Below are 2,487 nucleotides of genomic sequence, written 5' to 3'. Positions count from 1 at the left end.
CTCAAACCCCGATGGAGTGGACGTGAATATCAATTGTATCGACACTCCAATTTCAAAGGTTGTGGTATCGGAGTTCGACGGGAGAGAGTGGGAGCAACATGCCCACAAACTCGCCCACAAGAGCAAAGAAACATAACAAATTGTTCAAGCAGACAGCTAACAGTCGGCGATTTTGGTTTGGTTGAGTTTAGTGATTACGGTGGCTTTGTTTGGGTGTGGTGGCAGTTAGCTGCTACTTAACAAGGCGTTTATGCGATTGAACAAATCTCAGCTTGACCTCTAGTTAAGTTCAGAGATTAAGATGCTTCGATTGATACTCATGTCATTGATAAAAGGATAATTTAATATGACCAAAATAGAGCATTTAAATATTACAGTTCCAGATATTGACGAAGCATTCGCGTTTCTCTCTATAGTTGCACCGGACTTTCAAGTGAGAAAAGATGTAAAATCTCCGGATAGACATCGTTGGGCTCATGTTGGCAACGAGCAAAGTTATTTTGCGCTTCAAGAACCCCATCTAGACTCAATAACTCCAAACAGCGTTCAAAAGACGTATAAAAATTGTGGCGTAAATCATATTGGTTTAGTCGTGGAAAACCTCGAAAGCATAGAGGCTAACCTTATCGAACAGGGCTATTGTCGAGGTATTTTTGCTCCTGAAGAAACATATCGAAAGCGCGCTTACTTTTTCGATAAAGCTGGTTTTGAATGGGAGTTAACCGAATTTTTGTCCGCAATACCCGATGAAATGTACTTATATGAGTGAGTGGCAAAAATCGCATAACAAACGCTTCAAGTTGATTCGTAACGCTCGGCACTTTTGGCGTCAATTTGGGCTTATGTGATTACGGAGTCCAAGTTAAGTTCAGTGGAGCGTCACTCACAACTTAAGCGGGCGTTAGCCGTCGAGGGCGTTGAAAGGGTAAATATGGGGTTCAGTCTTTAATTACTCGTGTTCTAGATTGGCTTTCGTGTATCCGTGATTCCAGTGTTTTAAGTTCGGTTTTTGGTTTTGAATATTAGTTGAGCGTCTTGGTTTAAAAAATTGGTTTGGGCTTTCTTAACGTTCAAATACGCGCTCTATTATTCACGTTTCCATTTGCGCTAATAGTTCGTGCAACATGGCAAAGACAACGGCTAACAAACGCTTCAAGTGGACTCGTAACGCGTGGCGCTTTTGGCGTCATATTTAGCATTTGGGATTACGGTGTAAATTTTAGGTTTTGGTGGTGCGTTAACTCGCCACTTAAGCGGGCGTTATATGTTTTTCGAGTTTGGAGTTTTATGAAAGTTAATTATGAGTATTTAAAGCAATTACTTGAAGCTTTTGAAAAAGTTGAAAAACCATATCCATTGATTTCTGAGATTGCGAAACTATCAAGTGAAGTCGACAATCGATTTGTATTTCATATGGGAATTCTTCATGACCAAGGCTTTCTTCAATATTTAACTCGTCATGGTCAATCTCCATTTGAACCTGATCTCGACGAAATAGATGATTTTTCATGGGCAGATTTCAACGTTAGACTAACTGCTCAAGGTTATGATTTTTTGTCAGCTCTTCATCAGAAGAATATTTGGAATGCCATAAAGGGAGATTTGAAAGAAAACTCAATTGAAACCGTTTGGAAAGTTGCTCAAGGTGTAGCTACCAAAATAGCCTCTACCCAACTGCAAAAGTACTTTGATGAAAGTGTACTGAAATAAACATATAACAAATTACTCAAGTGGACGCGTAACGTGCGGCGGTTTTGGTTTTAGGTGATGTGCGCTTTGTAAAGTTAATCGTAAGCGCCACTTAGTAAGGCGTTAGCTTTCTCGGTTAAGCTCATTGGAGTAGGGATTCATCGTTCTAGCTTTACACCTGCTCATCGGTGCCAAATTACAGACCTGCACGTGCTGTTTCTTTTGCTCGGAAAGGGCGTTAATCAACTTGGAGTATGGTGCATTTGGCAGTCAGCTTCAGCGCAAAAACCGTGAGTTGCCTTTAAGTGTCACCATCTTTGGCAGCAAGTTGATGGAAGGTTCATTGCTTCTGCATTGGTTTCATCGGCGGCGTCGGCTTTGGGGCGCTTCGTTAAGACCTTGGTGCTAAACGTCTGCGACATCGCACGTAAAAAGCTAACAAATTGCTCAAGCAGACAGCTAACGTTTGGCGATTTTGGTTTGGTTGAGTTCAGTGATTACGTGGCTTTGCTTGGGTGTTGTGTTCGTTAGCTGCAACTTAGCAAGGCGTTATGTTTCAACGAGGAAATGATGGAATATCAAGGAAGTTGTCATTGTGGAGAAGTTCAGTTTTCAGTTGAAGCTCCCGAAGTTATTGAGGCTGACTTATGCAATTGCTCAATATGTAAAAAGTCAGGCTTTCTTCATTTGATAGTACCTAACTCGAAATTTTCTTTGTTGAAGGGACAGGATTGTTTAAGTACTTACACGTTTAATACGAATGTCGCTAAGCACTTTTTCTGTACCACATGTGGTTGT

At 41.0% G+C, this 2,487-nt stretch carries 3 protein-coding genes and 1 pseudogene; all 4 read left to right on the top strand.

What is annotated here, in order from left to right; genetic code table 11:
* Window positions 1-240, top strand: a pseudogene (locus L4D74_RS24990) (hypothetical protein); the annotation flags it as partial.
* Window positions 241-346: 106 nt separating this feature from the next.
* The gene (locus L4D74_RS24985; protein WP_265678131.1) at window positions 347-769 is read left to right on the top strand and encodes a VOC family protein; all 423 of its coding nucleotides are present in this window, start codon (window positions 347-349) and stop codon (window positions 767-769) included.
* A gap of 518 nt (window positions 770-1,287) precedes the next feature.
* A complete protein-coding gene (locus L4D74_RS24980; RefSeq protein WP_045128460.1) occupies window positions 1,288-1,710 on the top strand; it encodes a DUF2513 domain-containing protein in 423 nt (140 codons plus the stop codon).
* 546 nt (window positions 1,711-2,256) lie between these two features.
* Window positions 2,257-2,487: GFA family protein (locus L4D74_RS25210; RefSeq protein WP_489686474.1), on the top strand; the 231-nt coding region annotated here is incomplete at its 3' end.

It is taken from the genome of Vibrio cionasavignyae (assembly GCF_050337155.1).
Classification (GTDB): domain Bacteria; phylum Pseudomonadota; class Gammaproteobacteria; order Enterobacterales; family Vibrionaceae; genus Vibrio; species Vibrio nomapromontoriensis.
Note: the sequence above shows the minus strand (reverse complement) of the source record. Positions and strands in the feature narration are given on the sequence as shown.